A 24783-nucleotide genomic window follows, 5' to 3' on the forward strand; every position below is an offset into this window, starting at 1 on the left:
TCATACTATGCCACGGACTTCGCGCTGGCAACTCGGTCTCATGGGCCCCGCTTGACAAGCCGGCCGTTTCGGCCCGGAAGTGATCCCGACCAGTGCGCCTCGCACGCGTCCACGGAACCTTCGAGATGCCCCGATGGAAATGCTCAACAACCACTGCGGCGTGACGCGCGACGCGCGCGGCGTCGTTCATGTCGCGATCTGCAACGCCGGCCCGCTCAACATTCTCGGCTCGCCCGTCACCGAGGCCGTACGCGAAGGCCTCCAGCAGCTCGCGTCCGACCGCAGCATTCGGGTCGTGGTGCTGCGCGGCCAGAGCGAGAAGAGCATGATCGGCGGCGCGGACATCAAGGAGATGGCCAAGCTCGACCAGAAATCCGCCGAAACCTTCATCAGCCGCCTGCGCGATCTCTGCGAGGCGGTGCGCCAATTCCCTGCCCCGGTGATTGCGCGGATGCCCGGCTGGTGTCTCGGCGGCGGGCTCGAAGTGGCAGCGGCCTGCGACTTCCGCATTGCCGCGCATGATGCGCATTTCGGCATGCCGGAGGTGCGCGTCGGCATCCCCTCGGTGATCCATGCCGCTCTCTTGCCGCGCCTGATCGGCTGGGCCCGCGCGCGCTGGCTGGTGATGACGGCGGAGAACATCGACGCCCCGACCGCGCTGGCCTGGGGACTGATCGACAAGGTCGCGCCGGAGGGCGAACTCGATGCCGTGATCGAGCACACCGTGAAGGCGCTGCTCGAATGCGGTCCCGAGGCGCTGCGATCGCAGAAGGCCCTGTTGCGGCAATGGGAGGAACTGCCGCTGACGGAGTCGGTGAATCTGAGCGTCAAGGTGTTCGGCGAGTCGTTCCTGACAGACGAGCCGACGCGGCTCATGCAGGCATTTGCGAACCGGAAGCGGTAGGCGCACCAAAGACGGTGTCGTGCCCCGCGAAGGCGGGGCATCCAGTACGCCGCGGCTTCTCGGTTCTAGCCGCACCGCCTCTGGAATACTGGATCACCCGCCTTCGCGGGCGATGACAGTGTGCGGTGAGCGAATCTCATCCGAGCCACGACATTTTCTCATCCCTGGCGCGGTTGCATTTTTTGCGTCGCATCATATGATGACCATAATCTTATCCGTCATTGCAGGGAGTTCCGTCATGGCCGAAGCCGCCGATCCCGTCGTCATCGTCTCCGCCGCCCGCACCCCGCTCGGCCGCTTCATGGGCGAATTGTCGCCGCTGGCCGCCCACAAGCTCGGATCGCACGTGATCGGGGCGGCGCTGGAGCGCGCCAGGCTCACCCCCGAAAAGGTCGACGAGGTCTTCATGGGCTGCGTGCTGCCGGCCGGACAAGGCCAGGCGCCGGCGCGGCAGGCGGCACGTAGCGCCGGTTTGCCCGATGCCACCGGCGCGACCACGGTGAACAAGGTCTGCGGCTCCGGCATGAAGGCGACCATGCTGGCGCACGACATCATCCGCGCCGGCTCGGCCGACATCGTCGTCTCCGGCGGCATGGAGAGCATGAGCAATGCGCCCTATCTGCTCGCCAAGGCACGCGGCGGCTATCGCGTCGGCCACGACCGCATCATCGACCACATGATGATGGACGGGCTCGAGGACGCCTATGAGACCGGCCGTTCCATGGGCGATTTCGGCGAGGCCACGGCGGAAGCCTATCAGTTCACCCGCAAGGACCAGGATGCCTATGCCATGGAGACGCTCAGCCGCGCCCGCAAGGCGGTCGAGGGCGGCGCGTTCAAGGCCGAGATCGCGCCGATCACACTGACCGAGAAGGCCGGCCCGCGCGTCATCGCCAATGACGAGCATCCGCTGAAGGTCGACCCCGCCAAGATTCCCGGGTTGAAGCCGGCGTTCCGCGCCAACGGCACTATCACGCCGGCGGCCTCCTCCGCCAATGCCGACGGCGCCGCTGCGCTCGTGCTGACGAAGCGCTCGCTCGCCGATCGGGGCGGCCTACCTGTTCTCGCCGAGATCAAGGGCCACGCCACTCACAGCCAGGAGCCGCAATGGTTCACCACGGCGCCGATTCCGGCGATCCGCAAGCTGCTCGACAAGGTCGGCTGGGCTGCCTCCGATGTCGACCTGTTCGAGATCAACGAGGCGTTCGCCGTGGTCGCGATGGCTGCGCAACGCGATCTCGGCATTCCCCGCGACAAGCTCAACATCAACGGCGGCGCCTGCGCGCTCGGACACCCGATCGGCGCCACCGGCGCGCGGCTGATCGTGACGCTGCTGCATGCACTCGAGGCGCAGAACCTCAGACGCGGCATCGCCGCGCTCTGCATCGGCGGCGGCGAAGCCACGGCCATCGCGGTGGAGCGGCCGGCGCACTAGCCGTCCGCAATGGCCGAAATCAAGGGAAGTCTGTCATTTCAGACTTCCCTCGCCCGTGCCAGAATGTAACGATGACGCGGGTCTCCCGGGGCTCGCAAACCAAGATTGAGGCCCAATGATCTCGAACTGGCTCGCGGCAGCGCTTTCCCGCCGCAACATTCACTATGGCTGGGTGATGGTCGGCGTGACCTTCCTCGCCGCGCTGATCAGCGCCGGCACGGTCGGCGCCCCCGGCGTGTTCATCGTGCCGCTGCAGAAGGAGTTCGGCTGGAGCACGGCGGAGATCTCCTCCGCACTGTCGATCCGCTTCATCCTGTTCGGGCTGATGGCGCCGTTTGCGGCGGCCCTGCTCAACCGCTACGGCCTGCGCAACGTGACGCTGCTCGCGCAGTTGATCGTGGTCTCGGCGCTCGTGCTCTCGCTGGGCATGACCGAGGTCTGGCAGCTCATCGCGCTGTGGGGCGTGGTGATCGGGATCGGCACGGGCATGACCGCCCTGGTGCTCGGCGCGACGATTGCCACGCGCTGGTTCGCAGCAAGACGCGGCCTCGTCGTCGGCATCATGACCGCGAGCGTCGCCACCGGCCAGCTCGTGTTCCTGCCGCTTTTGGCAAGCCTCACCGACCATTACGGCTGGCGGCTCGCACTCGGCTTCGTCTGCATCGCGCTCGGCGTGTCCGCGGTCGCCGTGCTGCTGGTGATGCGCGACCGGCCGAGCGACGTCGGCCTGCGCCCGTTCGGCGATGAAGGTACCGAGCCCTTGCCCGCCCCGCCGGTCAGCCACGGCACGATCACCGGCGTGGCGCTCGGCACGTTGCGCGACGCCTCGAAATCGACCGCGTTCTGGATCCTGTTCGCGACCTTCTTCGTCTGCGGCGCTTCGACCAACGGCCTCGTCCAGGTGCACCTGATCCCGATGTGCCTGGATTTCGGCATCCCGCAGGTTCAGGCGGCGAGCCTGCTGGCCGCGATGGGCATCTTCGACTTCTTCGGCACCATCATGTCTGGCTGGCTGTCGGACCGTTACGACAATCGCTGGCTCCTGTTCTGGTATTACGGCCTGCGCGGGCTCTCGCTGATTTTCCTGCCCTTCAGCGACTTCTCGTTCTACGGCCTCTCCCTTTTCGCAATGTTCTACGGGCTCGACTGGATCGCCACAGTGCCGCCGACCGTGCGGATCACCGCGCAGAAATTCGGACCGGAGCGCGCCAATCTGGTGTTCGGCTGGATCTTTGCCGGCCATCAGCTCGGCGCCGGCGCGGCCGCCTTCGGCGCCGGCCTGTCCCGCACGGTGTATGAGAGCTACCTGCCTGCGTTCTTCATTGCCGGCGCACTGTGCGTGTTCGCCGCGCTGATCGTGCTGGCCCTCTCGCGTCAGCCCAAGCCGCAGCCTGCGATGGCGTAGTATCTCATCGTGATGGTGACGCCGAGCACGGCGGCGTCACCAATCCGCTCGAGCCGGCGAACCCCTCGATCACCGGGCGCGCCGAGGCGAAGAGCGATTGCGGTGCATGGAAGTGACGGCATGAAGATCGGCGTCACTTCGAATCCTTGTTCAATTCGATCGCGACCTCCGACATCCAGGACCCCGGCGCCTCCATCAGGAAGGATTGATGATTGCTCTTGGTCTGGATCGTCACCAGCGCGGCCACCGTGTTTCCCTCGATTCGCGCCTCGATCAGGCCGTCCTTGTTCGTGCCGTAGACCTTGCCGCCCTGTCGATATTCGCTCTCGAACCAGTTGCCGGAAAGCTCCGTCCCGCTCTGCTCGATGTTCGCGGACAGGACCATCTTGTACGCATCGCTTGCGCAGCGCAGATCGAGTGTCAACGACCGTCCCGGCCTGGTGACGTTGTATGCCACTTTGCAGCGGACCTTCTCACGCGGACCATCCGACGGCTTCATCGTACCGATGCCCGACCATGCGCCGGCCAGGCTGTCGAACACCGGCTCTGCGCACAACGGGCTGATGCCGACAAGCACGAGGCAGGCCGCGCCGATGCCGATGCGCGCCGCCGGAAACTTCAATAACATTCTGCCGATCCTGATCCGTAAAGTCTGGGCGCGTCCTACGCCCCAACAGCCGCGGGATGTTGACGAAGCTGTTTAGAAATGTTGCAAAGATTGCCTGAACGTTGCCGCGATCGGCACATCGAGTACACGCCAAGATGTACCCCAGGGGAAACAAAATGCCGGCTCCGTCGTCCGCACCCATCATCCCGACCACTCCAGTGACCGCCGAGATGCGCGATGCGTTGCGCGCGATCGTCGGCGAGAAGGGATTTATCGAGGACGAGCACGGCAAGCAGCCGTTCGTGACGGATTGGCGTGGGCTGCTGGTCGGTGGGACCGGCGCCGTCGTTCGTCCCGGCAGCACCGAGGAAGTATCGAGAGTGGTCCGGCTTTGCCATGCGCACGGCGTCGCGATCGTGCCGCAGGGCGGCAACACCGGCCTGATGGGCGGGGCCACGCCCTGGCCGGCGCACACCGGCATTGTGCTGTCGCTCGGCCGCATGAATCGCGTGCTGGATGTCGATCCCGTCGGCTATTCGATGACGGTCGAGGCGGGCTGTGTGCTGCAGACGCTGCAGGAGACCGCCAGCGAGCACGACAGGTTCCTGCCGCTCAGCCTCGGCGCCCAGGGCTCGTGCATGATCGGCGGCAATCTCTCGACCAACGCCGGCGGCGTGCAGGTGCTGCGCTACGGCAATGCCCGCAATCTGGTGCTGGGGCTCGAAGTCGTCCTGCCCAGCGGTGACGTCTGGGACGGATTGCGTGCGCTCAAGAAGGACAATACGGGCTACGACCTCAAGCACCTGTTCATGGGCGCCGAAGGCACGCTGGGCATCATCACCAAGGCCGTGCTCAAGCTGTGGCCGGCGCCGAAGGACGTCAGCACCGCGTGGCTGGCGATCCGGGATCCACGCGCGGCGCTGGAGATCCTGTCCGACGCCCATAGCGCCTCCGAGGACAATGTCGGCTCGTGCGAGTTGATGAGCCGCGCCGCCATCGACATGGTGCTGCGCCACATTCCCGGCACCCAGGATCCGCTCAAGGCGGATACGCCATGGTATCTCCTGCTCGAATGGTCGTCTGCGCGCCCACGCCGGGATGGGACCGAGGGCATGTCCGAGAAGCTGGAGCAGTTCCTTGCCGACCAGTTCGAGGCCGGCCGCGTGCTCGATGCCGCGATCGCTCACACGGTCGGCCAGTCGCGCAACATGTGGCGAATCCGGGAGGGTGTGGCCGAGGCCTCCCGGGCCGAGGGTCCGGGGCTGAGCTACGACGTGTCGGTGGCGATCTCCAGGATACCGGACTTCATCGACAAGGGACTCAAGGCCGTGATCGACATCCTCCCGACCATCCGCCCCTATCCCCTGGGACACATCGGCGACGGCAATCTGCATTTCTCGTTCATGGGGCCGGCCGGCATGGATCAGCAGACACTGACCCAATACAAGGGCGCGATCACGCGGGCCGTGAACGACCTCGTCACTTCCATGGGCGGATCGATCTCGGCGGAGCACGGCATCGGCATCGACAAGCTCGACGAGCTCAGTCACTACCGGTCGAAGACCGAGCTCGACATCATGCGCACCATCAAGCGCGCGCTCGATCCGCAGAACATCATGAACCCCGGCAAGGTGCTGCGGCTGTGACTGTCGATCAACAGGTCTTCTTCTGCAAATGCTCGACGCAGGTGCAGGTCTTGGTCGCCGGATATTTCACGTCGTAATAGGGAAAGCTCGAGGTGGCCGGGCTGTTGGTCGAGCAGCGGGGAAACAGGTAGTAGCTGTCGGACAGCTTCACGGTGCCGGCGATGGTGAAGCCGAGGTTGGGCGCATAGTCGTAGGTCACCTCGCTCAGCACGAGCGAGATGTTGGCGTTGGTGGTGCCGCTCGGCCCCGTGAACTTCGACAAGGTCATCGGGTCACCCTTCTGTCTCGCGCCCGTCGAGCTGGTCGACCTGCTCCATTGCACCGTCGCATTGCCGTTGCTGTCGGTCGACACGCCAGAAACCGTGATCGTCATCAAGGAGGTGCTGCCGCTCTTGGTCGGATAGGGAGCCATGATGGCGCTTGCAGCCGCGAGAATGCCGTCCATCTGAGACGAGGTGACGGCCGTGTTCTGCGTGACCATGTCGGCGACACTGTGCGCGGTCGCGCTGACCTTGACGTTCATGGCAAGTCCGTTGCCGAGCTCGACGCCGCCGACATAGAGCACCAGCATGAACGGCACCACAATGGCGAACTCCGTCGCTGCAACGGCGCGGTCATCGGCCAGCAGGCGCCGGGCGCGAGATGACAGGGCGGAGATCATCAGGGGGCTCCTGGCTCGTTCTGGAACGCGGCGGACGACATGATCAGCCGGTTGCCGTTGCTGAGGTTCGAGAGGTTGAAGCCGAGCGGCCCGAGCACGACCGGCCAGACATACATGACGCGGAGCACGACGATATCGCCGGCATCGCCGGGATCGTACTGCCAGGAATTGGTGACCTTGCCCGAGCTGTCGAAGGTCAGGGTCGGCATTCCCGTGTTCGCGGACGTCCACGAGGTCGCCACCTGCATGTCGACCATGAGGCCGTTGCAATTGAACAGGATCACGATCTGCTCGCAGACCTTCTGCTTGAACGCCGCCTGGGTCATCTGAGCGGATTGAACCTGTCCGGTCATGACGAGGCGCGCCGACTGGCGCACGATGGATTCGAGCGTCTGCTGGGCGAAGAAAACGAGGAACGTCTGGATCAGCGCGATGATGAGGGCGAGGAACGGCGCAGCGACCAGCGCGAATTCGACGGCCGTCGCGCCGCTCTTGTCCCGCGCGAAGGCAGCACAGCGATTGCGGCATCTCTTGGTCGTTGCGGCGGGGCCGGTCATGGCTCTTCTTCTCTACTTCACGAGGCTGGCCGTGCTGGATGCGACCTTCAGGAACAGGTTGGTCAGCGCATCGGAAATGTCGCCGCCGGTCTGAACACTCGCGTACAGACCGGGCGAGGCGCATGATTGCAGCCGTTGCGCGATCATGCCTGTCGACGAGGACGGATTGTTGAATTGCGCAATCTTCTTCTTGTACCAATCGTCGGCTGGCAACTGCAGATACTCGGTGTAGAGCACCGCGATGCGAATGCCGCGGTTCTTGATCGTCGTGCACGCCGCTGTATTCAGCGGCTGCTGGCAACGCACTTGCGTGCTGCCGACTGCTGGCAGCGGATAGGTGGCAGCCGGATCGCAGCTTGCAGACTTCAGGATCAGCTTGTCTTCGACCCCGTCGGTGACGAGGAATACCACCTCCTGCGGCGTGTCGCCGGCCTGGTTAGTGCCGCCGCCCGGCGTGGGCATGATGTTGTTGACGCCTGTCAGCCCGCCTGCAATGTCAGAGCCGTAGTCGGTGGAACATTGATTGATGATGACGCAGTTCTGGTGATCCACCGGCATCAGCTTGATATTAGCGATCTGCGTGCCCGCGGTCGTCGGCGTCGTCAGCGTCTGGACCGTGTTCAATTTGTAGTCAAACGTGTAAATGGCAGCCTTGTACGTCGTGTTGTTGAGCGCGGCCATGCACTGCATGACGCCGCCCGAAACACCCGATTGCGGGCACGTCCATGGCCCCACCATCAATTGCTTGACGGCATTGGTTACGAGATCAATGCGCAGCGTAATGTTGTTGGCGCGTGCGACGGTGAGATTGTCCTTGTTCGTCGAGCTCGGATTCTGGTTGTTGGGATGAATTTCGTGGCAAGCGAAGGCGCAGTTCCTCGCGTATGAAGGCTGACTGCTCGTGGCAGAAATCATCTTGTCAATATCGGCCTGCGTCGCCCCAAGCGCCATCGATGGCGAGACGTCCAGCAGCATATAGAAGTTCATGTTGGGCGCGCTGGACGCCCGCGCTGTGGCGGATCCGTTGACCTGCCAGGTCTGCTTGCCGAGAACACCGGGGAAATTGTTGATGGACTGCGCGGTGTAGGACACCGTGATCGTGCGAGCGAGACCGGTATCAGTGACGGTGACCGTCGGCGTCGGGACCGACGACAGACCGGGAAGCTTCGCCTTCGCAGCGAAAACCGCTTCCGCGGTCGCCTTGACGATGCCGGTGTCGGTCTGCGTCAGCATCGCCGGCCGCACGGCTGCGATCGCGGCGGCGTCGGCGGCGGCGTTCAGCTGCTCGCGCTTGCGCAAGGCCAGCGTGTAGTCGAGCGTCATGCCCAAAAGAAAGATGGTCGGAACCATCATGAGCGCGAAGATGATGGCGACGTTGGCCTTCCGATCACTCCCGAAACGGAGCACTGCGCGGCGGAGCATGACCTTCATCCTGATTGCCGTCGTTACGGCAAAAAACTTCCCTGAAATCTCGTGATCGGAGGGGCCGCAGCATTGCTGCGATCACCCCCACATCGCAGGCTGCAATATGCTTTTGGCCTTCTTAATCAACACTTACGGGCGATCGACAAACATGGACCGCGACAAAGTGCGATGGATCGTATTGAGAAAGCATCATTAACGCGGCTTAAACGCGATCGCAGAGATCGACGGTTAACGGGATCATGCGCAGGGTGGCGGCGGGTACACGACGTGCACCGGCAGACGAAGGGCGCGTCAGGCAAGCCTAGCGCGGGCGGCGGTGCCGGCGCCGTCGTTCGTCCCGGCAGTACCGAGGACGTGTCGAACGTGGTCCGGCTCTGCCATGAGCACGGCGGCGCGGCCGTACCGAAGGGTGGCAACACTGGCATCATGGGCGGAGTCGCGCCCTGGCCTACGCACACCGGCATCGTGCTGTCGCTGGGCCGCATGAACCGCGTGCTGGATGTCGACCCCGTCGGCTACGCGATGACGCGCCAGGAATTGGTGCAGCGTAGGAGGGTCGCAAAGATGTTGCGACCCTCCGTGGTTTTGTCGAGCGTGGTGTTGACTGTCCTCAAGCCACCGAACCGCCACGGGGATTGACGATCGTATACCCCCGCAATGAACGTGCGTGGATTCGCGTCGCGCGCCCGCCCGAGTTGGCGTCATAGGCCATCCAGACGTCGCCCCCGAGGTGCTGCTCCAGGACGAAAACGTGTCCTCGTCGCGCAGCAACCATTCCTGGTGCGGGTGATGTCCGCGGAAAGCGCAGCCAGTTGGCCGCAAGATTCAATTCCGGCACAATCCGGCCAAACACGCGCAGCGCCGCACCGCAGCCGCAGAAGGACGAAGGACAACCGGCCGGACGGCCACCGACAATGCGAGCGCTGGACGCACCGGAGACGGTCGCCGACGTGGCGGTGTCCCCCGCATCAGTCACCGTCAGTTGCGTCGAGCGGTAGGCTTGCAGCAAGGACCTGGAAGCCGGTGAAGATCTGGACGCTGATAAGGATCGCGAAGTCCGCTCGCGTCGCGTCTGCGAATACGAGAAGTCGCAGGGCATGGTGACATTGCATTCAGGGGCTTGATGAATTCGATAAGGTCGTGCTTCCGAAGCGACAGAACCGAGGACAATGAAGAGACACGCAGAAAATACTCGCTTGAACATTGCAGGACTCCAAATGAGAGACCCTGCCCCGGATGATGAGAAACAAATACAGTTTGGCTGAAATGGGACTAAAGGCCGGCTGAAAATCGACTGCATTGCGCGACACGGCCGGCAATCGTCATAGCCTACACGTAGCGACCGAGATGATTAACTCGCAACGCACGAATGCCCGCTCAGCGGGTCAATCTTGTGGCCCGCAATCAAGTCAGCTTCGCATTTGGAGCGTTGCCAAGGCAGAACCCGCTGCCACTCACTGCATCATCGCGGTCGCGATCTTCTCCGCCGACATCAGGACCGGGAAGTTGGTGTTGGCGCACGGCACCACCGGGAAGATCGAGGCGTCGACGACGCGCAGGCCCTCGACGCCCCTGACCCGGCCCTGGCTGTCGACCACCGCCATGGGATCGTCGGCCCGGCCCATTCGGCATGAGCAGGAGGCATGCCACACGCCGATGGTTGCCTTGCGCACGAAGGCTTCCAGAGCCTCGTCATCGTTCATCACCTGATCGAAGGTGAAGCCTTCCACCACGAAATTGTCGATCATGTAATGACGCAGCGCCGCCGGCCCGTCCATCAGCGCCGCGGCGATCGTGGTCAGAATCTTGTTCCTGGTGTTGACCACGCCGATCTTGCGGACGCGGTCGGTATAGGCGGCCGGGAACGGCTTGTCCGTCACCTTCCTGACGACGTCGCTCATCTGCACCGCCGCCATCTTGCGGAAGCCGCTCATCAGGCGATCGAGGTCGCGCCGGTCGGACAACAGGTTGAACTCGACGATCGGCTCTGCCGAGGGATCGCGCGAGGCCAGCTTGACCTGTCCGGTCTCGGAATAGGTCTTGTTGACGAAGGTCAGGAGCGAGCCGATCTGCGCGCCGACGGCGTGCCAAGCCGATTTGCTGATGACGACGACGAACATATCGCCCTTCGGCACATCAGGCAGCCCGGACGAGTAACGCAGGCCCAGCTGCATGTGGCGCCGGGTGTGCCCGTTCATCCGCGCGCCGCGGCGGACAAAGGACGACAGCGAGATCGAGGGATGATCCATCAGGCGCTGGCCGACGCCCGGCAAGCCCATCAGCACGGGAATGCCCATGTCCTTGAGGTGACCGACCGGGCCTATGCCGGCGCGGAGCAGATGCGCCGGCGAATGGATGGCGCCGCTGGAGAGAATGATCTCGCGTCCGCGAAATTCCTGCTCGCGTCCGTCAACCGTCGCCTTCACGCCGACGCAGCGCGTGCCTTCGAACAGCAGCTCTTTGACTTGCGTGTTGGTGGAGATCGTGAGGTTGGCGCGCCTGCGGGTGTCGCGATCGAGATACCCCATGGCGGCCGAGACGCGCTGCTCGGCCTGGTTGGAATGCGTCACCGGAAAATAGCCGTCGACGAACTCGCCGTTCTGGTCGGGCACGAATTGATGCCCGGCCTGCTGGAAAGCCTGCGCGAAGGCCTGCGAATGCTGCGTCCAATGCTCCCGTGGGATACGGCGCACCGGGATCCGGCCGTCCTTGCCGTGATACGGTCCGTCGAAGTCGAGGTCGCGCTCGACCTTCTTGAAGAAGGGCAGCACCTCGGCCCACGACCACCCCTCGGCGCCCCGCGCCTCCCATTCATCGTAATCGGTCGGCGCGCCGCGATTGGCCATCTGGCCGTTGATCGACGAGCCGCCGCCCAGCACGCGCGCCTGTTCGTATTTGCGTAAAGGGGGACGCGATTCGTTCGGATTGTTGTGACTGACGACCTGCGTCGTAACCTTGAGCTCGGTCCAGTGAAAGCGCGGATCGAAATAGGCCGTGCCGGGATAGCTGTCCCTGATCTCGGCCGGCTCGTTGCCGGGCGGAGTGTCCTGTCCGGCCTCGCACAGCAGGACCTTGTTGGCGCTTCTTGCGGAGAGTCGATGGGCCAGCACGGACCCGGCCGAGCCGCCGCCCACGATGATGAAGTCGTACACGATTGGCGTTTCCTGTTGTTCTTGTTGGCGGAGCTTAGCTCGTTATCGTTTGACCATGGAAGGATTTGGATTGCATCCACGCCAACTTTCTCTCGTGTCCCGGACGCGCTGCAACCCCTCAGGCGTTGCGGCGCTGAGCCGGGACCCGGGAGGCTCCGAGTTCGCTGTTAGATGGTCCCCGGCTCTGCAGCGCACCGCTGCCCGACGATGCTTCGCATCGCCGGGGAAGCGCTGCGCTGCGTCCGGGGCACGAGCTTCGCGGCTGGCACAAGGATGCTACGGCCTGATCGAAAAGTTCTCCGGCGGCCCCGGCTTGCGCAGGGGCTCCGCCAGCCGGGCGAACTCGCACAGCAGCGATCGCGTCTTCCTGGGATCGATGATCTCCTCGACCCAGAATTTCTCGGCCGAGCGGAACGGCGAGCGCAGCCTGTTGAGTCGCTCCTCGATCTCCTTCAGCTTGCCCGCCTTGTCTTCCGCCGCGTCGATGTCAGCGCGGTAGGCCGCTTCGATGCCGCCTTCCAGCGGCAGCGAGCCCCAATAGGCCGACGGCCAGGCGTAGCGGATCGAGAAGCGGTCGGCCGGCTGGTGCACGACGCCGGCGACACCGAATGCGTTGCGCAGGATCACGGTGCACCAGGGTACGGTGGTCTGATTCACCGCGGCCATGGCGCGGACGCCGTGGCGAATGGTCGCCGCCTTCTCGGCATCGAGGCCGATCATGAAGCCGGGGCAGTCCATGAGGTAGACGATCGGAAGATGGAAGGTCTCGGCGAAATCGACCCAGCGCACCACCTTCTGGCAGGCATCCGCGGTCCAGGAGCCGCCATAATGGAAGCTGTCGCTGGCCAGCAGCAGCACCGCCCTGCCCTCGAGCCGGGCGAGGCCGATAATGATCGGCTTGCCGAAATTCTTGGCGACCTCGAAGAACGAGCCCTTGTCGACGACGGACTCGATGATCGGCCGCATCTTGTAGACCTGCTTGCGGTTGCGCGGCACCGCATTCATCAGCGCTTCGTCGCCGCGCTCCGGATCGTCGGTGCAGGGCAATGTCGGCGGCAGCTCGTAGACCGACGGCGGCAGATAGGACAGAAACCGCCGCGCGCAGGCAAAGGCCTCCTCCTCGGTGTCGACGGCATGATCGACCGCGCCGGCGCGGGTCTGAATGTCGGCGCCGCCGAGTTCCTCCTTCGTCAGGTCCTGCCCCAGCGCCTTCACCACCGGCGGCCCGGCGACGAACATCGCGGACTTCCGGGTCATGATGGAATAGTGGCTGGCGGCAAGACGCGCCGCACCCAGGCCCGCCACCGAGCCGAGGCCGAGTGCGACCACAGGCACGCGCGACAGATTTTCCGTCGTGAAGCGATACCAGCGCGTGCCGCCGATGCCGCCGGGCAGGTTCGCCGCCCCCTTGGTCTCGATGGTCTTGACCGAACCGCCGCCGCCGGAGCCCTCGATGATGCGGACGATGGGCAGACGGAAATCGTGCGCCATCTCCTCCGCCATCAGCGGCTTTGCGGAGATCGATGCATCGGCCGAGCCGCCACGCACCGTGAAATCGTCGCCGACCACGGCGACGGTGCGGCCGTCGACGCGCGCGCGGCCGAACACGCAGTTGGCCGGCGTCAGTTTCTGCAGTTCGCCGCTGGAATCGTACTCACCGATGCCGGAGACGGCACCGATCTCGTGAAAGCTGCCCTTGTCGATCAGCTTGTCGATACGCTCCCGAACAGTCAGCCGGCCCTGGTCATGCTGTCGCTTGACCTTGTCAACGCCGCCCATCTCCCGCGCGAAGGCTTCGCGCCGGGCGAGCTCGTCGAGTTCCGGCTTCCAGTTCATTCACTCCCTCCGAATGGATCGGCTTGTTATTGTTGTGCACGGCCATGGCGACCGGCTTACGCGAGATACGGTTGCTGAAGGCATCGCCCTCCGCGCCCTCCATCAGGCTGCCGAGCGAGCGGCCAAGCTCCAGCATCAGCGGGGCGACTTCGTCGTGCAGACGCTGCTCGTCATACATCGCCGACAGAAGACCGATCGTGATGACCACGAAGGTCTGGTACTGCGGCGACCAGATCGGCACCGCGAGGCCGTTGATGTGCGGGCTCCACAGGCCGCAGGCGACGACATAGCCGCGCTCGCGCAGCATCTGCCGGTTGGCCTCGATGCGGGGCTTGAGGACCTTCGCAGCCTCGGGAGCTTCGCGCTCCATCTCAGCGATGAAGGCATCGCCGACTTCCGGCGATAATGCCGCCGTGTAGGCCGCGCCTGCTGCGGTCGAGGCCATCGCGATGCGGCTGCCGGTGCCCTCGTGCAAGCCGAGTGCAGAGGGCGAGCGCGCGAACTGGAGATAGACGAGATGGAAGCGATCGGGGACGACGAAGCCGACGGTGCCCGGCAATTGCTCGGCCACTTCCTGCAGCCGCTGCCGGATCATGCTGCGCAGCTGTGCGCCCTTCATCATCGAGGCGCTCATCGCCACCGCGCTCGGGCCGATGCGATATTTCTGATCGCGCGGCAGATAGACGAGCTGGCCCATGCGGGTCAGCGTGTGCGTGAGCCGCGACACCGTCGAGCGCGGCAGACCGCAGCGGTTTGAAATCTCGAGATTGCCGAGCCTCGCTTCGTGGCCCTCGAAGCATCGCAACACGTCGAATGCGCGCGAGACCACCTGGATGACATCACCCTCGCCGGCATCGCCCGCGAGCGCACCTTGCCTACTCAACCGCTCCGAACGTCGTCCCATGATCCCTACCGTTATGTTCCGCTGTGCGGAATTAAATTCCACTTGCAGACGACGCTACCTCAGGCATTTTGCGACGACAACAAAAAGGCGATGGCATGCCAGAAATTAAGATCGTCACGGAGATCGCGGGACGCGTCTGCGCAACTCCCGTGCAAGTTGGAGGAACCGTCGCGGATGGCGATGACGTTGTGGTTATCGAAGCAATGAAGATGGAAATTCCGGTGCCCTCGCCCGCGAGCGGCACAATCACATCGCTTCTGGTGAAGCTCGACGACGTCGTTGCCGAGGGACAGGCGATCGCGATCGTCGCGAACTGACTGTATTCTGCGCGATTTCCGCGACAATCTGTCAGGCTCATTCCCGAATGCTCGGTACGGCGTTGCCATCGCTTGATTGCGGTGACATGATCTGGTGCAAACAAAACGTTGTTTCAAACAAAGAAAGAAAATCCTCGCAAGCAAGCGAGGATCGTTGGAGGGAAACATGCTTCGTGGGCTGCTCGTGCTCGCGCCTGCCTTGGTGGCGGGCATTTCTTTTGCGTCTACACGCTATTCGTTCGCCGAAGACATCAAGCTGCCGGCGACATTGACCTTCACCGCCTATGACACCGGAACCGCCGGCTTCAACATCGCAGTCGGCGTCGGCAAGATGATGAAGGACAAGTACGGCACCGACGTGCGCGTGCTTCCCGCAGGCAACGATGTTGCCCGCCTCGCGCCGCTGCGCGCCAAGCGCGCAGCCTCATCGGCGATGGGATCGGGCACCTACTTCGCGCAGGAAGGTGTGTTCGAGTTCGGCTCGAAGGAATGGGGGCCGCAACCGCTGCAGACCCTGCTCTCGACCGTCGACTGCAATTGCGCCTCGCTCGGGGTGGCCGCCGACACCGGCGTGAAGGAGCTGAAGGACCTCAAGGGCAAGCGCGTCGGCTTCGTCGTCGGCTCGCCCGCGCTGAACCAGAACTCGCTCGCGGTGCTCGCCTTCGCCGGGCTGACGCAGAAGGACGTCAAGGCCGTCGAGTTCGCCAGCTACGGCGCGATGTGGAAAGGACTGATCAACAACGACGTCGATGCCGCCTTCGGCACCACCATCACCGGTCCCGCCAAGGAGGCCGAGACCTCGCCGCGCGGACTGATCTGGCCGCCGCTGCCCGCCAAGGACAAGGAAGGCTGGGCGAGGATGCAGAAGGTCGGCTCGTTCTTCTTCCCGCAGCTTGCGACCTGCGGCGCCGGCATCTCGCCGGAGAAACCGGTCGAGCTCGGCAACTATCCCTACCCGATCTTCGTCGCCTACGCATCGCAACCGGCCGACCAGGTCTACGCGATGACCAAGGCGATGATCGTGCACTACGACGCTTACAAGGACTCCGCGCCCGGCGCCGGCGGACTCGCGGCCAACCGCCAGACCAAGAACTGGGTGGTGCCGGTCCATCCCGGCGCGGTGAAGGCGCTGAAGGAAGCCGGGCAATGGAGCGACGCGCAGGAGGCGTACAACAACAAGCTGATCAAGCGCCAAGAGGTGCTGGCAGCCGCGTGGGCCGATTTCGGCAAGTCCAATCCGCCGTCCGACGACAAGGCTTTCCTCGACGGCTGGATGAAGGCGCGCGCTGCAGCGCTTGCGAAAGCCGGCATGCCCAACGGGTTCGAGGAATAGTCTTGGTGAGGGCATCGATCGTCGCAACGAGGGAGCTGCGCCCCCTCTCCCGCTTGCGGGAGAGGGTTGGGGAGAGGGTGTCTCCACGGTGGGACTCCCCTAGAGGAGAGAACCCTCACCCGCCGCTTCGCGGCGACCTCTCCCGCAAGCGGGAGAGGTTTCGTCGCCCGCGGCGCGAGCGATTCAAACAATTGTCGTTCGCCTGATCTGCACAATAGCCCACGCGCGGGATCGATGATGCCTTCTTCCACCTCCACCGCCCCGCAAGACGAGACCAAGCGGGTCGTGTTCGACGATCCGCATGGCGCCGCCGGCAACATGCAGGAGGCGGAGGTCACGCGCGTGCGCGCACTTCGCGGCGCCTGGCGCTGGATGCTGGTGGCCGCGACCGCGGCGACGATCCTGCTCTGCATCAATCAGCAATTCTCGCTGCGCTTCTTCATCGGCTACACCCAGCTCAACACGGAGTATTTCTATCTCCTGATCGCCTTGATGCTGCCCTTCACCTTCCTGATCTTTCCGGGCGCGGCGCGTGCGCCGCTCGATCGCATTCCCTGGTACGACCTCGTCCTGTTCCTCGCGACCTTCGCGGCGGCGCTCATGTTGATGTCGAACGTGCGCAAGGCGGCGGAGGCCGGCTGGGAATTCGGCGGCGCGCCGACGGGCGTGATCGCCGCCGGCCTCGTGATGTGGACGATGTTGATGGAGGCGCTGCGCCGCACCGGCGGCTGGAGCCTGCTGCTGAGCATCTTCCCCTTCACCGTCTATCCGCTGTTTGCCGAAGCCGGCTGGCTCGGGCCGTTCCGCGGCACGCAATCAACGCTGGAGCAGGCGACTGCCTATCACGTGCTGTCGGGCGAAAGCCTGCTCGGCATTCCCATTCAGGCCTTTGCCGACACCGTCATCGGCTTCCTCGTGTTCGGCACCGCGCTGATGATGACGGGGGCCGGAAAATTCTTCATCAACCTCGCCTTCGCGCTGTGCGGCACGTTCCGCGGCGGTGCCGCCAAGGTCTGTATCTTCGCCAGCGGCCTGCTCGGGATGATGTCCGGCTCGATCATCTCCAACGTGCTGACCGCCGGCACCATGACTATCCCCGTGATGAAGAAAAGCGGCTTTCGCGCCTCCTATGCGGCAGCGATCGAGGCCTGCGCCTCGACCGGCGCGGTGCTGGCGCCGCCGGTGATGGGCGCCACCGCCTTCGTGATCGCGCAGTTCCTCAATGTCAGCTACGCTGACGTCGCAATCGCCGCGATCATTCCGGCGGTGCTCTATTACATCGGCCTGTTCATGCAGGTCGACGCCTATGCGGCCCGCCACAAGCTGAAAGGCATCCCGCGCGCCGAGCTGCCGCGGATCATGGATACGATCAAGGACGGCTGGTACTACGTCTTCGTCATCGCACTCCTGATCGTGATGCTGCTCTACTTCAAGCGTGAGAGCCACGCGCCGTTCTATGCCACCGCGCTGCTGCTGGTTCTCAACCAGTTCTTCTCCAAGGACACGCGCTGGACGTTCGCGACGATCGGAAAATTCCTCGAGGTCAACGGACGCACCTTCGTGGAGCTCGTCGGCATCCTCGCCGGCTGCGGCCTCCTCATCGGCGCGTTCTCGATGACCGGCGTGGTGTCGAGCCTTGCCAACGACCTCGTGCACATCGCCGGCGACAATGCCTTCCTGCTGCTTGGCATGTGCGCTATCACCAGCCTCATCCTCGGGCTCGGGCTGACGACGACGGCCTGTTACATCTTCCTCGCCATCCTGGTCGCGCCAGCGCTGGAGAAGCTCGGGCTCAACCGCATGGCGGTGCACATGTTCATCTTCTACTGGGGCATGCTGTCGTCGATCACCCCGCCGGTCGCCATCGCCTCCTTTGCCGCCGCGGGCATCGCCGGCTCCCCGGCGATGAAGACGGGCTGGGAATCGATGTGGGTCGGCAGCATCATCTATTTCCTGCCGTTCTTCTTCGTGCTCAACCCGGCGCTGGTGCTGCAAGGACCGAGCCCTTATTTGGCAGCTCTCGGCCTGATGGGGCTTGCGGCGTTCGGCACCCTGTTCATCTGCGGCGGCATCCAGGGCTATCAGGTCTTCGTCGGCAACCTCCGCGGCACGGGGGCACTGGAATGGCCCATTCGCGTGCTGCTCGTGATCGGCGGCTTCGTGGTGGCCACTCCCGGCGGCGGCATCATGCCGCTGTCGCAGATGCAGGTCACGTTGCTGGGCCTTGGGATCCTGCTGCCGACGATCCTGATCGCGCTTCTGCTGGTCCGACGCCAGCCTGTGATGCCGGACGGGTTGCGCGTGCCTTAATTGCGTTGCACAAGTGCGGCGATGAAGCCGCACCTGCCCGCCGCCTCCGCCTGGACCCGCTCGAAACCGCCCTTGCTGCGGTTCCTGGACAATTGCCTCAGCGAATTCTCCGCCGAGACCTCGGGCCATGTCGCCGACTACATTCCCGAGCTCGGCAAGGCCGACCCTGCCTATTTCGGCATCAGCCTGGCGACCCTGGACGGCCATGTCTATGAAGTCGGCGACAGCCGGGTGCCCTTCACCATCCAGTCGATGTCGAAGCCCTTCGTGTTCGCACTGGCGCTGGACTTGCTCGGTGCCGGCAGAGTGGAGAGCGCGATCGGCGTAGAGCCGTCGGGCGATCCCTTCAATTCGATCCGGCTCAATTCCGAGAACCATCCGTTCAACCCGATGGTCAATGCCGGCGCGATCGCCTGCACCGGGCTGATCTACGACAGCAAGGGCGTGGAGGCCTTCGAGCAGATTCGCACTGCGCTCAGCCGCTTTGCCGGACGCGACCTCGCGCTCGACGAGGCCGTCTATGCTTCCGAAAGCCAGACCGGCGACCGCAACCGCGCCATCGGCTATCTGCTGAAGACCAATGCGGTCATCTCGGACAATGTCGCCGGTGTCCTCGACGTCTATTTCCGCCAATGCGCCGTGCTGGTCACCGCGCGCGACATCGCGGTGATGGCGGCGACGCTGGCCAATCGCGGCATCAACCCTGTCACCGGCGAGCAGGTGCTGAGCGCCTACGCGATCTCGCGCACGCTCTCGGTGATGACGTCGTCGGGCATGTACGACTATGCCGGCGAGTGGATCTACCGGATCGGCATTCCCGCCAAGAGCGGCGTCGGCGGCGGCATCTTGGCCGCCCTCCCCGCGCGTCTCGGCCTCGGCAGCTATTCGCCGCGCCTCGACAAGCACGGCAACAGCGTGCGCGGCATCAAGGTCTGCGAGGCGCTGTCCTCGCACTACGACCTGCACATGCTCAACCGCAGCGACGACGCGCGCAACGCCGTCATCGCGGACTACGACATCGGCAAGAGCCCCTCGCGCCGCGTGCGCCGCCCGCAGGAGCGCGAGATTTTGGCCGCGCACGAACAGGAGGTGCGGATCATCGAGCTGGTCGGCACGCTGTCACTGTCCGCGGTCGACTACGTCTCGCGGCGCCTTGCCGGCCGGCCGCGGCCGCAATTCGTAATCTTCGATCTGCACCGCGTGACCTCGACCACGCGTGCCGGCGCGCGGCTGGTCGCCGAAGCGTTCGAGGAGCTTGCGGCGCTGAACGTGACCGTCGTGCTGTCAGGCGTCAGGCGTGCCTCCAAGGAATGGAACACGTTGCGCGAATGGACCGCCGAGCTGAAGAACGTCCGCGACTTCTTTCTACTCGATACCGCGATCGAATGGGCCGAAGACCAGATCGTCTATCGCTACGGCGGCTCGATCGATTTTCACGAGACCACCGAGCTTGCCGAGCAGCCCCTGCTGACCGGGCTGAGCGAGGAAGAGCTGACGGATCTCGCTTCGCTCTGCACCGTCAGGACCTATCAGTCCGGCGCGAAGATTCTCACCACCGGCGATCCTGCGGATGCCCTGTATTTCCTGCGCAGCGGCGCGGTGCACGTCACCTTGCCAGACGGCATCAGGCTGGCGACGCTCACCGCCGGCATGGCATTCGGCGAGATGGCACTGCTGGAGGCAACGCGTTCTGCCGACGTGTCAGCCGACATGGCGGCAACCGCATGCGAGGTGTCGCTGAAGGATTTCGAACGCTTCCGCAAGCAGCATCCACGCGCCAGCGAATGCATCATGCGCAACCTCGCCCAACTGCTGGCCGACCGCCTGATCGTCGCCAATGCGAAGGTGGATATTCTGACGTCGACGTGAGCGGTAGGCATTCATTCCCATGAGATCGTCATGCCCGGCTTGTCCCGGGCATCCACGTTCTCCGTGCTGCGTGGCAAGGCGTGGATGGCCGGGACAAGCCCGGCCATGACGCTGTGGAAACTGTCGGTGCCTCAACCGACGCCGTTTGCTCAGCGGCTCGCAGCTTCGCTGATGCGTCGCTTGATCTTGGCGGCACTGGCATCGAGCAGCGCGGATGGCTGCTGGCCGGTGGCGGCGCACAGGCAGGCCCAGTAGTAGACGACATCGCCGAGCTCTTCGACGAGACCCGCCTTGTCGAGCCAATCGTCGCGCAGGAGCTTCTTGATGTGGTCGGCGACCTCGCCGGCTTCGCCGGCAAGTCCGAGGCCGAGATAGGACAGCCGCTCGTTGGACGGCTGCTCATCGACTTTCGCAATACCCGCGGCCCAGACCGCATATTCATCGATCGTCATCGGCATTCCCCGCCGCTTGCGTCTATTCAGCCCACCACTTCGGTGACCGGCTGGAGGTCGATCTCGAAGGTCTCCAGGAATTTCGAGGTCATGATGTAGAAGCCGACCGAGAGCTGCAATTCGACCAGAGCGGCCGGCGTCAGCTTCGACGCGATCGCCTTGAACGTCGCGTCCGTCGGCTTCTTCAGCTTCACGACCTCGTCGGTAAAGGCGAGCGCGGCGCGCTGCACCTCATTGAAGCAGGACGCCGCCTGCCAGTTCTCAAGCGCCTCGTTCTGCTCGTCGGTGACGCCGACATTCTTGCCGATGCGCTTGTGCGCGACGATCTCGTACGGCGCCTCGCACAAGATGCCGGTGCGGGTGATCGCGAGCTCGCGTACGATCGGGTCGAGCTCGCCCTTGTGCCTGATAGCGCCCCCCAAGCGGCAGTACTGCTCGAAGTAGCTCGGCGAGTGCGCCATCATGCGGAAGATGTTGGCATGACGGTTCTTGTCGAGGATTTCGCGGGTGCGGTCGGATGCCTTGGACGGGTCGCTGTACTGAATGCGGGCCATGATTTTCCTGAAGTTTTCCCTGAGCTTTTGATGCTTTTTGTCGTTGTGGGGATAAGTTCCCACAGACTCTATTCGCGGGCGGACGCAGGAGCAACATCATCGAGTCAAATTGCCGCCGCATTGCTGATCGACCCTGAGACAGTCGATATTCGCCGCGTGGGGACAAATCGCGGTGAGTACTCGCAAGTGGGGTGTTCCGAGTAAAAACAATTGGCCGTCGGGTGCGCTAGCCGCGCAACGATGAGTCACGCCCAAGTCTAGGGAGAGAACGGCATGAAGGAAGCCACCAAGGGGGCCGCCTCGGGAGCGCTCGCGCATATGCTGGCGGTGACAGCGATGCTCGTCATCGCCAGCATCTTGTTCTACGGGCGTTAGTTCGAGTTTTAGCGTTTTCGTCATTACGGGGTGGCCCTCGCACAGGCCAGGCCCAGAATACCCGTTCCAGGCTCGGTCTCATGACCGCCCCCGAATGACGAATCCCGCTACGCCCTCTTCGTGAAGAACGGCACGAGCTTTCCCGCAAAGGGCTTGAAGCTCGCGACAACCGAATCGCCGATGGCGAGTCCGTTGTCACCATGGGCCATCATGCGAAATCCCTCGGCGCAATCGACCAGCAGGATGTTGTAGGGCACGTGGGCGCGCGTTTCGGGTGTGGCGGCGCGGCAGACCAATGAGGTCGCGTAGACCCTGCCCTTGCCGCTTGCGCGCTGCTCGCGCGGATCAGGTGCGCCGCAGGCCGCGCAGAAGGCGCGGTGGAAATACTGCAGATGGCCGCACGCGTCACAGGCCTGAAACGTGATCGCCTCATCGCCCTTGGTCCAGTCCGCGAGACGCTCGCTCATCGCACCCGCTCCAGGAACATGCTCACGTGGGACGACAGCACGCCGCCGTCGCCGTGCAGCAGCGCAATCGAGGCATCGCGCACCTGCCGATTCGTCGCCCGGCCCGTCATCTGCAAATGCGCCTCGACCAGATGCGCCATGGCGCCGCCGACGCCGCAATGGCCGTAGCTGAGCAGACCGCCATGGGTGTTGAGCGGCATGGCGCCGTCGCGGCCAAAATGGCCGGCGCGGACGCGCACGGCCGCTTCGCCGCGGCCGGCAAGGCCGAGGTCTTCGAGCAACATCGCGAGCGTGATGGTGAAGCTGTCGTAGATCGCGGCGTAACGCACGTCGGAGATGGCAAGGCCTGTCGCCTGCCTGGCGCGCGCGATGGAGATCTCGGCACCGAGCTCGCTGAGGCCAGGCGCGGCCGTGACATGCTGATGGGTATGCGCCTGGGCACAGCCGCGGATCCGCACACCCGCTTTCCCGGTCCGCTCGCGGCTGATGACGAAGGCGGCCCCGCCATCGGACACCGGGCAGCAGTCGAGCAACTTGAGCGGCATCGCCACCGGCTTGGAGGCCATGACGTCGGCGACCGTGATGGGATCGTGAAATTGCGCGCCGGGATGGGTGCAGGCGTGGGCGCGCATCAACACCGCGAACTCGGCGAGGTCCTGTTCGGTCACGCCATATTCGTGCATGTAGCGGTTTGCGACGAGGCCGTAATAGGCGGGAATGGTCGGGCCGAGCGGCACCTCGTAGTCGGGATGGCCGACCTGCGCCAGCGCCTGGATCGAGGCATCGCGGCTCTGCCCGGTGAGGCGGTTCTCGCCGGCGACGACGAGCACGTTGCGACAGACGCCTGCTTCGACGAGGTGATGCGCGAGCATCGTCATCGCGAGTCCCGTGGCGCCACCGACCTGCACCGCATGGGCGTAAGACGGACGAATCCCGAAATGCTCGGCAAACACGGTGGCGAGCATGATGTGCGGCGAGACGGTGGAGTAGCCGCAGAGGATGCCGTCGATGTCCGAGCGGTTCAGCCCGGCATCGTCGAGCGCGGCTTGGGCGGCCTTGCTCATCAGGTCGAGCGAGGACGAGCCTTCGTGCTTGCCGAACGGCGTGAGGCCGACGCCGGTGATGAAGCTCATGGCGGGCTTTCTCCTCTGTCATTCCGGGGCGCGACGAAGGCGCGAGCCCGGGATCCATAATCACCATCGGGAGTATGGATTCCGAGCTCGCGCCTAACGGCGCGCCCCGGAATGACGGATGAGAGAGTATGGGCCATCACCTCCTCCCTACTCCGGAGCCGCGCGCGTGACGCCATCGCGGACCATGGCGGCGATCTCGTCCTGGGAGTAGCCGATCTCGCGCAGGATCTCCGCGCCGTGCTCATTGAGCCGCGGCGCCAAGCGCACCGGCTCGGCCTCGGTCTCGGACCAGGTCGCCGTCACCTTCATGCTGCGGATCGGACCTTCGGTCGGATGCTTGACGACCGGGAAGAAACCGGTCGCCTCCAGATGCTCGTCGTGCAGGATCGACGTGAGGTCGTGCATCGGCATGACCGGCACGTCGGCTTTCGTCAGCAGGTCGATCCACTCGGCCGTGGTGCGCGTCTCGAAGATGCGCGCAAGCTCGGCGTAGACCACATCGATGTTGGCGGCGCGGCCGGCGAACGTCGCGAATTTGGGATCGGCGCGCAGATCGTCGCGCCCCGTGGCCTTGAAGAAATTCTCCCACTGCTTGTCGTTGTAGACGATGACGCTGAGATAGCCGTCCGAGGTCTTGTAGGGCCTGCGGTCGCGCGAGAGGTGGCGGGCATAGCCGCCCTTGTCGAGCGGCGGCTCGAAGGTGAGCCCGCCCATGTGATCGCCCATGACGAAGCCGGCCATGGTCTCGAACATCGGGATGTCGACGCGCTGGCCGCGGCCGGTGCGGTCGCGGTGCACGAGGCTGGCGCAGATCGCCCCGACGGCGGTGAGGCCGACGATGCGGTCGACCAGCGCATTCGGCACGTAGCGCGGCACGCCATCGCCGGTCTGCGCCATCAGCGCCGGAAGGGCCGTCGCGCCCTGGATCAGATCGTCATAGGCGGGCTTAGCGGCATAGGGCCCATCCTGGCCGAAGCCGAACACGCCGGCATAGACGAGGCGCGGGTTGATGGCGGAAACGACATCGTAACCGAGCTGAAGCCGCGCCATGGCCTGCGGACGGACATTGTAGAGCAGGACATCGGCATCCTTCAGCAGCCGCAGCACGGCCTCGCGGCCGAGGGGCTTTTTCAGGTCGAGGCAGATCGAGCGCTTGCTGCGGTTGGTGTTGAGGAACACCGGGCCCATGCCGGCGTGTCGCATCGGGCCGATCAGGCGGGTGACGTCGCCGTCCAGCGACTCCACCTTGATGACATCAGCCCCGTAGTCGCCGAGCATCTGGGTCGCATAAGGACCCATCAACACGGTGGTCATGTCGATGACCTTGATGCCCTTCAGCGGCCCCATCGTTCACTCCCGATTGCGCGAGGCCCAAGGCGCGGCCCGCGAATTCGGTCCAGCTAACGGCAGTGCCGCTGCTCGCGCAAGGGCGGGCGGCGTA

General features: G+C 64.5%; 21 protein-coding genes. 9 read left to right on the top strand and 12 right to left on the bottom strand.

Features of this window, described 5'->3' with window-relative positions:
• Nucleotides 1-133: 133 nt before the first annotated feature.
• The 3 genes from EDE08_RS25725 (at nucleotide 134) to EDE08_RS25735 (ending at nucleotide 3744) form a co-directional block, all read left to right on the top strand.
• Nucleotides 134-904: an enoyl-CoA hydratase gene (locus tag EDE08_RS25725; RefSeq protein ID WP_131871448.1), complete on the top strand. Its 771-nt coding sequence runs from the start codon at nucleotides 134-136 to the stop codon at nucleotides 902-904.
• A gap of 238 nt (nucleotides 905-1142) precedes the next feature.
• Nucleotides 1143-2339: an acetyl-CoA C-acyltransferase gene (locus EDE08_RS25730; RefSeq protein WP_131871447.1), complete on the top strand. Its 1197-nt coding sequence runs from the start codon at nucleotides 1143-1145 to the stop codon at nucleotides 2337-2339.
• Nucleotides 2340-2454: 115 nt separating this feature from the next.
• Entirely contained in the window at nucleotides 2455-3744 is a 1290-nt protein-coding gene (locus tag EDE08_RS25735; RefSeq protein WP_131871446.1) for an MFS transporter, read from the top strand.
• A gap of 133 nt (nucleotides 3745-3877) precedes the next feature.
• On the opposite strand, the gene EDE08_RS25740 is transcribed toward EDE08_RS25735, so the two are convergent.
• Nucleotides 3878-4372: a hypothetical protein gene (locus tag EDE08_RS25740; RefSeq protein ID WP_131871445.1), complete on the bottom strand. Its 495-nt coding sequence runs from the start codon at nucleotides 4370-4372 to the stop codon at nucleotides 3878-3880.
• 155 nt (nucleotides 4373-4527) lie between these two features.
• Here EDE08_RS25740 and EDE08_RS25745 point away from each other — a divergent pair, with 155 nt between their 5' ends.
• Nucleotides 4528-5997, top strand: coding sequence for an FAD-binding oxidoreductase (locus EDE08_RS25745; protein WP_131871444.1), 1470 nt, complete (start codon nucleotides 4528-4530; stop codon nucleotides 5995-5997).
• Nucleotides 5998-6004: 7 nt separating this feature from the next.
• Here the strand turns inward: EDE08_RS25745 and EDE08_RS25750 are convergent, their stop codons facing one another.
• The 3 genes from EDE08_RS25750 to EDE08_RS25760 are packed head-to-tail and all read right to left on the bottom strand — an operon-like array spanning nucleotide 6005 to nucleotide 8637.
• Entirely contained in the window at nucleotides 6005-6658 is a 654-nt protein-coding gene (locus tag EDE08_RS25750) for a TadE/TadG family type IV pilus assembly protein (RefSeq protein WP_131871443.1), read from the bottom strand.
• On the bottom strand, nucleotides 6658-7215 hold the full coding sequence (locus tag EDE08_RS25755; protein ID WP_131871442.1) for a TadE/TadG family type IV pilus assembly protein: 558 nt from the start codon (nucleotides 7213-7215) through the stop codon (nucleotides 6658-6660). The genes EDE08_RS25750 and EDE08_RS25755 overlap by 1 nt, the downstream gene beginning before the upstream one ends.
• Before the next feature lie 12 nt (nucleotides 7216-7227).
• Nucleotides 7228-8637: a TadE/TadG family type IV pilus assembly protein gene (locus tag EDE08_RS25760; RefSeq protein ID WP_131871441.1), complete on the bottom strand. Its 1410-nt coding sequence runs from the start codon at nucleotides 8635-8637 to the stop codon at nucleotides 7228-7230.
• Nucleotides 8638-8907: 270 nt separating this feature from the next.
• On the opposite strand from EDE08_RS25760, the gene EDE08_RS25765 reads away from it, so the two are divergent.
• Entirely contained in the window at nucleotides 8908-9279 is a 372-nt protein-coding gene (locus EDE08_RS25765) for an FAD-binding oxidoreductase (protein ID WP_245524887.1), read from the top strand.
• A gap of 815 nt (nucleotides 9280-10094) precedes the next feature.
• Here EDE08_RS25765 and EDE08_RS25775 read toward each other — a convergent pair.
• The 3 genes from EDE08_RS25775 to EDE08_RS25785 all read right to left on the bottom strand — a co-directional run bounded on the left by EDE08_RS25775 (nucleotide 10095) and on the right by EDE08_RS25785 (nucleotide 14532).
• Nucleotides 10095-11792 (bottom strand): GMC family oxidoreductase, encoded by a 1698-nt coding sequence (locus tag EDE08_RS25775; RefSeq protein WP_131871439.1) that lies wholly within the window; start codon nucleotides 11790-11792, stop codon nucleotides 10095-10097.
• A 276-nt stretch (nucleotides 11793-12068) separates the two neighbouring features.
• Nucleotides 12069-13628 carry an acyl-CoA carboxylase subunit beta gene (locus EDE08_RS25780; RefSeq protein WP_131871438.1) on the bottom strand — a complete coding sequence of 520 codons (1560 nt, stop codon included), beginning with the start codon at nucleotides 13626-13628 and terminating at the stop codon, nucleotides 12069-12071.
• Complete coding sequence (locus EDE08_RS25785; protein WP_131871437.1) at nucleotides 13558-14532, bottom strand: IclR family transcriptional regulator; 975 nt, start codon at nucleotides 14530-14532, stop codon at nucleotides 13558-13560. The genes EDE08_RS25780 and EDE08_RS25785 overlap by 71 nt, the downstream gene beginning before the upstream one ends.
• A 95-nt stretch (nucleotides 14533-14627) precedes the next feature.
• Here EDE08_RS25785 and EDE08_RS25790 point away from each other — a divergent pair, with 95 nt between their 5' ends.
• From EDE08_RS25790 to glsA, 4 genes are all read left to right on the top strand, one after another.
• The gene (locus tag EDE08_RS25790; RefSeq protein ID WP_131871436.1) at nucleotides 14628-14849 is read left to right on the top strand and encodes an acyl-CoA carboxylase biotin carboxyl carrier protein subunit; all 222 of its coding nucleotides are present in this window, start codon (nucleotides 14628-14630) and stop codon (nucleotides 14847-14849) included.
• A gap of 166 nt (nucleotides 14850-15015) precedes the next feature.
• Entirely contained in the window at nucleotides 15016-16182 is a 1167-nt protein-coding gene (locus EDE08_RS25795) for a TAXI family TRAP transporter solute-binding subunit (RefSeq protein ID WP_131871435.1), read from the top strand.
• Between the two features lie 234 nt (nucleotides 16183-16416).
• Nucleotides 16417-18492: a TRAP transporter permease gene (locus tag EDE08_RS25805; protein WP_131871617.1), complete on the top strand. Its 2076-nt coding sequence runs from the start codon at nucleotides 16417-16419 to the stop codon at nucleotides 18490-18492.
• 21 nt (nucleotides 18493-18513) lie between these two features.
• Complete coding sequence (glsA, locus tag EDE08_RS25810) at nucleotides 18514-20361, top strand: glutaminase A (protein WP_131871434.1); 1848 nt, start codon at nucleotides 18514-18516, stop codon at nucleotides 20359-20361.
• 149 nt (nucleotides 20362-20510) lie between these two features.
• Here glsA and EDE08_RS25815 read toward each other — a convergent pair whose 3' ends face one another.
• From EDE08_RS25815 to EDE08_RS25835, 5 genes are all read right to left on the bottom strand, one after another.
• Nucleotides 20511-20813 (bottom strand): nucleoside triphosphate pyrophosphohydrolase family protein, encoded by a 303-nt coding sequence (locus tag EDE08_RS25815; protein WP_165936157.1) that lies wholly within the window; start codon nucleotides 20811-20813, stop codon nucleotides 20511-20513.
• Nucleotides 20814-20839: 26 nt separating this feature from the next.
• The gene (locus tag EDE08_RS25820; RefSeq protein WP_131871432.1) at nucleotides 20840-21367 is read right to left on the bottom strand and encodes a carboxymuconolactone decarboxylase family protein; all 528 of its coding nucleotides are present in this window, start codon (nucleotides 21365-21367) and stop codon (nucleotides 20840-20842) included.
• Between the two features lie 482 nt (nucleotides 21368-21849).
• A complete protein-coding gene (locus EDE08_RS25825) occupies nucleotides 21850-22209 on the bottom strand; it encodes a Zn-ribbon domain-containing OB-fold protein (protein WP_131871431.1) in 360 nt (119 codons plus the stop codon).
• Nucleotides 22206-23342 (bottom strand): thiolase family protein, encoded by a 1137-nt coding sequence (locus EDE08_RS25830; RefSeq protein WP_131871430.1) that lies wholly within the window; start codon nucleotides 23340-23342, stop codon nucleotides 22206-22208. The genes EDE08_RS25825 and EDE08_RS25830 overlap by 4 nt, the downstream gene beginning before the upstream one ends.
• 147 nt (nucleotides 23343-23489) lie before the next feature.
• Complete coding sequence (locus tag EDE08_RS25835) at nucleotides 23490-24689, bottom strand: CaiB/BaiF CoA transferase family protein (protein ID WP_131871429.1); 1200 nt, start codon at nucleotides 24687-24689, stop codon at nucleotides 23490-23492.
• Between the last annotated feature and the right edge of the window lie 94 nt (nucleotides 24690-24783).

It is taken from the genome of Bradyrhizobium sp. R2.2-H (genome assembly GCF_004346455.1).
Lineage (GTDB): Bacteria > Pseudomonadota > Alphaproteobacteria > Rhizobiales > Xanthobacteraceae > Bradyrhizobium > Bradyrhizobium diversitatis.

What these genes read in the sequence shown, in the direction of transcription:
- EDE08_RS25820 (WP_131871432.1), bottom strand. Translation starts at nt 21,367, where the DNA reads ATGGCCCGCATTCAGTACAGCGACCCGTCCAAGGCATCCGACCGCACC.
- EDE08_RS25745 (WP_131871444.1), top strand. Translation starts at nt 4,528, where the DNA reads ATGCCGGCTCCGTCGTCCGCACCCATCATCCCGACCACTCCAGTGACC.
- EDE08_RS25730 (WP_131871447.1), top strand. Translation starts at nt 1,143, where the DNA reads ATGGCCGAAGCCGCCGATCCCGTCGTCATCGTCTCCGCCGCCCGCACC.
- EDE08_RS25805 (WP_131871617.1), top strand. Translation starts at nt 16,417, where the DNA reads ATGATGCCTTCTTCCACCTCCACCGCCCCGCAAGACGAGACCAAGCGG.
- EDE08_RS25750 (WP_131871443.1), bottom strand. Translation starts at nt 6,658, where the DNA reads ATGATCTCCGCCCTGTCATCTCGCGCCCGGCGCCTGCTGGCCGATGAC.
- glsA (WP_131871434.1), top strand. Translation starts at nt 18,514, where the DNA reads ATGAAGCCGCACCTGCCCGCCGCCTCCGCCTGGACCCGCTCGAAACCG.
- EDE08_RS25755 (WP_131871442.1), bottom strand. Translation starts at nt 7,215, where the DNA reads ATGACCGGCCCCGCCGCAACGACCAAGAGATGCCGCAATCGCTGTGCT.
- EDE08_RS25780 (WP_131871438.1), bottom strand. Translation starts at nt 13,628, where the DNA reads ATGAACTGGAAGCCGGAACTCGACGAGCTCGCCCGGCGCGAAGCCTTC.
- EDE08_RS25835 (WP_131871429.1), bottom strand. Translation starts at nt 24,689, where the DNA reads ATGGGGCCGCTGAAGGGCATCAAGGTCATCGACATGACCACCGTGTTG.
- EDE08_RS25790 (WP_131871436.1), top strand. Translation starts at nt 14,628, where the DNA reads ATGCCAGAAATTAAGATCGTCACGGAGATCGCGGGACGCGTCTGCGCA.
- EDE08_RS25825 (WP_131871431.1), bottom strand. Translation starts at nt 22,209, where the DNA reads ATGAGCGAGCGTCTCGCGGACTGGACCAAGGGCGATGAGGCGATCACG.
- EDE08_RS25815 (WP_165936157.1), bottom strand. Translation starts at nt 20,813, where the DNA reads ATGACGATCGATGAATATGCGGTCTGGGCCGCGGGTATTGCGAAAGTC.
- EDE08_RS25795 (WP_131871435.1), top strand. Translation starts at nt 15,016, where the DNA reads ATGCTTCGTGGGCTGCTCGTGCTCGCGCCTGCCTTGGTGGCGGGCATT.
- EDE08_RS25735 (WP_131871446.1), top strand. Translation starts at nt 2,455, where the DNA reads ATGATCTCGAACTGGCTCGCGGCAGCGCTTTCCCGCCGCAACATTCAC.
- EDE08_RS25785 (WP_131871437.1), bottom strand. Translation starts at nt 14,532, where the DNA reads ATGGGACGACGTTCGGAGCGGTTGAGTAGGCAAGGTGCGCTCGCGGGC.
- EDE08_RS25830 (WP_131871430.1), bottom strand. Translation starts at nt 23,342, where the DNA reads ATGAGCTTCATCACCGGCGTCGGCCTCACGCCGTTCGGCAAGCACGAA.
- EDE08_RS25725 (WP_131871448.1), top strand. Translation starts at nt 134, where the DNA reads ATGGAAATGCTCAACAACCACTGCGGCGTGACGCGCGACGCGCGCGGC.
- EDE08_RS25740 (WP_131871445.1), bottom strand. Translation starts at nt 4,372, where the DNA reads ATGTTATTGAAGTTTCCGGCGGCGCGCATCGGCATCGGCGCGGCCTGC.
- EDE08_RS25760 (WP_131871441.1), bottom strand. Translation starts at nt 8,637, where the DNA reads ATGCTCCGCCGCGCAGTGCTCCGTTTCGGGAGTGATCGGAAGGCCAAC.